General features: G+C 44.3%; 9 protein-coding genes and 1 pseudogene. All 10 read left to right on the top strand.

Annotated features, from left to right (window positions below; all coding sequences use genetic code 11):
* Window positions 1-187, top strand: a pseudogene (locus F7C14_RS08295) (branched-chain amino acid ABC transporter substrate-binding protein); the annotation flags it as partial.
* Complete coding sequence (locus F7C14_RS08290) at window positions 178-870, top strand: hypothetical protein (protein ID WP_290901747.1); 693 nt, start codon at window positions 178-180, stop codon at window positions 868-870. The pseudogene F7C14_RS08295 and the gene F7C14_RS08290, both read left to right, overlap by 10 nt.
* Complete coding sequence (locus tag F7C14_RS08285) at window positions 867-1724, top strand: branched-chain amino acid ABC transporter permease (protein WP_290901744.1); 858 nt, start codon at window positions 867-869, stop codon at window positions 1722-1724. The genes F7C14_RS08290 and F7C14_RS08285 overlap by 4 nt, the downstream gene beginning before the upstream one ends.
* A complete protein-coding gene (locus tag F7C14_RS08280; protein WP_290901740.1) occupies window positions 1693-2337 on the top strand; it encodes an ATP-binding cassette domain-containing protein in 645 nt (214 codons plus the stop codon). The genes F7C14_RS08285 and F7C14_RS08280 overlap by 32 nt, the downstream gene beginning before the upstream one ends.
* Entirely contained in the window at window positions 2315-2983 is a 669-nt protein-coding gene (locus tag F7C14_RS08275) for an ATP-binding cassette domain-containing protein (protein ID WP_290901737.1), read from the top strand. The genes F7C14_RS08280 and F7C14_RS08275 overlap by 23 nt, the downstream gene beginning before the upstream one ends.
* Before the next feature lie 61 nt (window positions 2984-3044).
* Window positions 3045-3317: an iron-sulfur cluster assembly protein gene (locus F7C14_RS08270; RefSeq protein WP_290901734.1), complete on the top strand. Its 273-nt coding sequence runs from the start codon at window positions 3045-3047 to the stop codon at window positions 3315-3317.
* Window positions 3317-3523, top strand: coding sequence for a DUF2249 domain-containing protein (locus F7C14_RS08265; RefSeq protein WP_290901750.1), 207 nt, complete (start codon window positions 3317-3319; stop codon window positions 3521-3523). The genes F7C14_RS08270 and F7C14_RS08265 overlap by 1 nt, the downstream gene beginning before the upstream one ends.
* A 2-nt stretch (window positions 3524-3525) precedes the next feature.
* The gene (locus F7C14_RS08260; protein ID WP_290901732.1) at window positions 3526-4026 is read left to right on the top strand and encodes a hypothetical protein; all 501 of its coding nucleotides are present in this window, start codon (window positions 3526-3528) and stop codon (window positions 4024-4026) included.
* Between the two features lie 2 nt (window positions 4027-4028).
* Window positions 4029-4205 carry a DUF542 domain-containing protein gene (locus tag F7C14_RS08255; protein WP_290901730.1) on the top strand — a complete coding sequence of 59 codons (177 nt, stop codon included), beginning with the start codon at window positions 4029-4031 and terminating at the stop codon, window positions 4203-4205.
* 1 nt (window position 4206) lies between these two features.
* Window positions 4207-4888 (top strand): hypothetical protein (locus F7C14_RS08250; RefSeq protein ID WP_290901728.1); only part of this gene is annotated, 682 nt, incomplete at its 3' end.

Here is a 4888-nt window from a genome sequence, read left to right as displayed (position 1 = left end):
GGATCTCGTTAAGAATCTTGAAGAAGGAGAGTTCAAAGGAGCAGCTGGGATTTACAAGTTCGACGACAAACACCAAGCTATATGGGGTAGTGAAAAGCTTAAGGGAATCATAGGGGAGTACGTTAACGGAAAGATAGAGGTTGTGTATCCAGAAGAGTTCAAAACGTCAGATGTTGTATGGCCTTAACTTTCCTCGAAAACTTTTTCATCTTCTCGGTATTCGCTTCCCTAATTTCTTTTAATTTCAGAATCGGAAAATTTCTGAATCTCTCCCTATATTCTGCCTTTTCGGTAGGCGCATACCTTGTCTACTTTTTCGGAGAGTTGTCGGTTATTTTAGCTTTTCTTTTAAGCTTTTTAATAGCCTATCCGCTTTTTTTGATCAAAGAGAGAATTTGCAGGGGTGTCATGGATGCTACGATAGTCAGCCTTGGCTACGGGATTGCGATAGAAGAAATTTTGAGAATAGGTGTGCAAAAGGGATACTACTACGTCGTCAGCGAAGGAGTTAGAGCTCTTCCAGAAGTTTTTATCGCCTCATATTTACTTCTAATAGGTTTCTACCTCTCCCCCCACGGAATAAGGCTGAAGTTTATAGAGGAGGATGAGGAGCTCGCGAGGATGTGCGGAGTTAATTCGGCTGCTTACGGCTTTGCATCTATTTTCATCGCAACTTTCTTTGCAATTCTTCTCGGAGTAGTTTCGAGTGAGGGAGCTGCCATTCACCCGAGAATAGGGCTAAGCTACATGCTCGCTGGAATTTTAATAGCCGCCATTGCTACGATAAAAAGATCCGTCGGGGAGAGGAATCTTGTGAACATTACCGCAGTCTCTCTGGCAGCTTCAATGTTTTTGGAGGTGTTCGTTTGAGATTTCTGATGTATGTTGTAGCAGCTCTCTTACCCTTCCTTTTAAAGGGGTACGTCTCATGGCTAATCGGTCTCGCTCTGATTTACGCGACGATCTCAATTTCATGGGCGATACTTGAGAACGAAGGCAGGGTGAGCATGGGACACTCCTTTGTTGTTGGCTCGTCAGCGTACCTTTCAGCAATAACGTACTTGCTTTTTAACTCACTTGCAGCCGGCTTTCTGATTTCCATTCCTTTGAGCGCAATCCTCTTCTATATTCTCAAAAGAACAACTGGTAAAACGGCTTTTGTTTTCGCCACCTTTACGCTTTCGCTTCTATCCTACGTAATCGCCCCCTACATCGTTATCGGGGAGAGGGGAGGAGAAGAAGGATTTTTCATTTTACACGATCTACCATCCCTTCTCTTCTCATCCTTTTCCTTCGTAGCTTCTGCGATAGTGTTCGAGAGCTTTTTGAAGAGTAAGCTTGGCTACTTTGCGAGGGCTATAAAGTCAGATGAGCTCGCTTCGAGAGCTGTGGGAATTGAGGTCGAGAAGGTTAAGTTAACGACTTCGGTGATCTCCTCTGCGATAGGATCATTTGCGGGTTTGTCCATCGCCTTATACTTTTCCCACGTTTCCCCGGAAATCTTTTCCCTTGAGGTTAGCGTATTCCCCTTCATTTCTTACGTGGTAACCGGAGGGAGAAAGGAATACATAGCTTTCACCTCTATAGCCCTCTTCCTTATCTCAAGCTACCTGAACGCTCTGCTTACCGGAGCGCATCTTCTCTTGTATGCGATGCTTTTAATTTTCTCACCGAAGATTGGCGGGTGGGTGTATGCTAAAGGTCAGGAACGTCTCAAAGTCTAAGGGAAGAGTTATGATCCTTAAAAACGTGAGCTTCGACCTTGAGGATGGAGAAACCCTCGGATTGTTCGGACCGAACGGAAGCGGTAAGAGTACTTTAATGAAGATAATAGCCGGGATAGAAACTCCAAGCTGCGGAAAAGTCTTTCTTGACGATCTGGACGTGACAGCATTGCCTCCAGAAAAAATGGTCAAGCTCGGAGTAGTTTACGCTTTTCAAATTCCGAGAAACTTTAGGGAGATGACTGTTTTGGAAAACCTTGCAGTCGTTTTAATGAATTATCACAGCGTTGACGAATCCTTCAAGCTTGCGAGAAAGATGCTAAGAGACTGGGATTTAGATTACATAGCGGAGAGAAAAGTCGAGTTTATTTCCCACGGAGAGTCAAGGCTTCTTGAGATTCTGAAAGCGTATGCAACGAATCCAAGAGTTCTGCTTTTGGATGAGCCCTTTGCTGGGCTTGATGTGGAAAACGTCTTTAAAGTTAGGGAGAAAATAGAGAGGCTGAGGGAAGAGGGCTTGACGATGATAATAACCTCCCACAGAAGAAGGATTCTCTCAAACTTAGCTGATCGCTTTTTGAAGATGGAGGGTGGAAAAATTGTTGAAAGCTGAAAGAATAAGCTATCATGCTGACGGAAAGAAAGTTCTTGAAAACTGCCACATTGAACTGAGGAGAGGTGAAATCGTACTTTTACTTGGACCGAACGGAAGCGGAAAGACTACTTTTTTCAAGTGCATCGCCGGAATACTAAAACACAGCGGGAACGTTTTTGTCGATGGAGTTAATGCGAGTAAAATGAAGGCTCACGAGAGGTTCAGACTTGGTGTAGTTTACTCTCCAGAAAAAATGAGAGTTGCCGAGAACCTCAGCGTGAAAGAAAATTTGGCGATTACCGGAGATGTTAACGAGGCTGTGGAATTTTTTCCAGAATTAAAAAAGCTTCTAAAGTTAAAAGCCGGAAATTTAAGTGGAGGAGAAAGACAGCTTGTTGTTTTGGCAAGAAGTCTTATTTCGAAGCCGAAGTACCTACTCCTCGACGAGCCTTTTGCCGGACTCTCGGAAAAAGCTTTTGAGAGAGTTCTGAAAATTCTCGTAGAAAAATCTGAGGAGATGGGAATAGCGATTATAACCCATGAAAGGGTTGAAAGCGTTCTTCCGTACGTAACCAGGGTTTACAGCATACTCAGCGGGAAAATCGTAAGCGTAATTGAAGAAAACTTCGAAAAGGAGCTGAAAAGATATCTTCTCATTGATTAACCTAAGTTTTTCGGGAGTAGGCTATTATAGTTTGAGAACAAAGCTTCTTTGGTGGTAAGGTATGGTGAGTAAGGAGGAAGTAGTTGAGAAGTTGAAGAAGGTTATAGACCCTCACACGAGACAGAATGTTTGGGAGATGGGGTTGATCGAGGAACTTGAAGTTAAAGATAACGAAGTTCACATCACGTTCCGCCCTTCTTCGCCCTTCTGTCCTATAGGTCAGCAGCTTGCCTTCGCTATAAAGCGAAGCGTGGAAGATTTGGGGGTTAAAGCGAAAGTAAAGGTTACCGGATACGTGAAAGAGGAGGTGCTTAACAAGCTGCTCACGAAGTGATGGTTATGGAGAGACTTGACGTTAGAGGTTTACCTCATCCGGAGAGACCTCCTCTCGTCATGAAGAAACTGCAGGAGCACGGAGAATTGGAGCTGATAGTTGAGGTGGAACCTAAGCCGTTGATGGCTATGCTAAGGGAGAAAGGCTACGTTTGCGAGTCGAGGTTTGATGGGGAAAAGTGGATTGTCCGAATAAGGAGGGCTTGAACATGGTAGAGGTTTTGGACGTAAGGGGAATGGATAGGGATAAGAGGTTCAGTTTAATTCTTGAGAAGGTTCGTGAGGTAGGTAACTTGGATGTTATCATAGAGGCGAAGCCCGAAGCTTTAATAAAGAAACTTCACGATGAAGGGTATATCGTAAAGTATAAAGAAGAAGACGGATACGTAAAACTTGAAATAAGAGAGCCGGAGATCGTCCCGGGAAGCTGTCCAGGAGTGTCGACGATCTTCAGACCGTCCCTTGAAATCGTGAAATGTCCCTACTGCGGAGCTGACATCGAGAGGTGGACGGACGAGATAAAAGGAGTTTGCGAGAACTGTGGAAAGGAAGTGATATTCGAAATAGACAGCTGCGTAGAGTGGTGCAGCTATGCTGAAAAATGCTTAGGAGACAAGTACGAGGAGGTTATGAAGATACTCGCTGAAAAGAAGAGGAGGAAGGGAGGAATCGTCGACGTTACGAGGTACATAAAAGTGGAAGGTGATTAGTTATGATCTCTCCGGATATGACGGTTGCGGAAGTTTTAAGGAAAAAACCCGCTGCTAAAAGAGTTCTTTTTAAGTACGGGATTTGTGACTGTTGTGGAGGTAACGTGAAGATTAAAGATGCGGCGGAATTTAGAGGGTTAAAAGTGGAGGACCTTATCAGAGAGATAGAGGAGGTCTAAAATGAATTTAGCCTTGAAATTTTTATACTCCGCTCTGGTTTACTTGGTAGTAGCAGCTTTTTTGGGTATTCTCAACCTCTTCGGATTTTACTTCAAACCCGTTCACTCCCACTTAATGCTCGCAGGTTTTGTAAGCTTGACTATTGTAGGAGCGATGTATCAGATAGTCCCGACAATACTCGGAACGGAGTTGAGGGGAAAACCTCTTGCTGAAGGAAGTTTTTACCTCTTAAATCTTGGCACGGTGCTTTTGGCTCTCTCTATGCGCGGTATCGTGGATTTCTCTATTTCCGCAGCTGTTTACACTTTAGGAGCGATATTGTTTGCGATAGTAATCTTTCTGACGATCTCCTCGGCAAGGCTTTCTCCAAGCATAGCGGTCTGGTTTTTTGCCGCAGCCATAATCTATTACTTAGCTGGAGTAGTGTACGCGCTCTTAGCATTTTCGGGAATTCTCACCTTCAACATCCGTGTTCACGCTCACCTCTTGGCTGCAGGATGGATAGGATTAACGACCTTTGGAGGACTGTACGAACTATTTCCAATGCTCTCTCTGAGGAAGCTCAGAAGTCAGAAACTTGGTTGGGCGACATTCGTAATATCAAACGTCGCACTCGTTGGAATGCTCTACGGTTTCGCGTATTCAGAAAAAGCTCTGCTGATCTTCGGAACTCTCTTCGTCC

This window comes from Ferroglobus sp., assembly GCF_015521575.1.
Taxonomy (GTDB): domain Archaea; phylum Halobacteriota; class Archaeoglobi; order Archaeoglobales; family Archaeoglobaceae; genus Ferroglobus.
Note: the sequence above shows the minus strand (reverse complement) of the source record. Positions and strands in the feature narration are given on the sequence as shown.

Bases quoted from the DNA above. Each gene is read 5' to 3' on its own strand.
- F7C14_RS08290 (WP_290901747.1), top strand. From the start codon at position 178: ATGGCCTTAACTTTCCTCGAAAACTTTTTCATCTTCTCGGTATTCGCT.
- F7C14_RS08270 (WP_290901734.1), top strand. From the start codon at position 3,045: ATGGTGAGTAAGGAGGAAGTAGTTGAGAAGTTGAAGAAGGTTATAGAC.
- F7C14_RS08260 (WP_290901732.1), top strand. From the start codon at position 3,526: ATGGTAGAGGTTTTGGACGTAAGGGGAATGGATAGGGATAAGAGGTTC.
- F7C14_RS08265 (WP_290901750.1), top strand. From the start codon at position 3,317: ATGGTTATGGAGAGACTTGACGTTAGAGGTTTACCTCATCCGGAGAGA.
- F7C14_RS08280 (WP_290901740.1), top strand. From the start codon at position 1,693: ATGCTAAAGGTCAGGAACGTCTCAAAGTCTAAGGGAAGAGTTATGATC.
- F7C14_RS08255 (WP_290901730.1), top strand. From the start codon at position 4,029: ATGATCTCTCCGGATATGACGGTTGCGGAAGTTTTAAGGAAAAAACCC.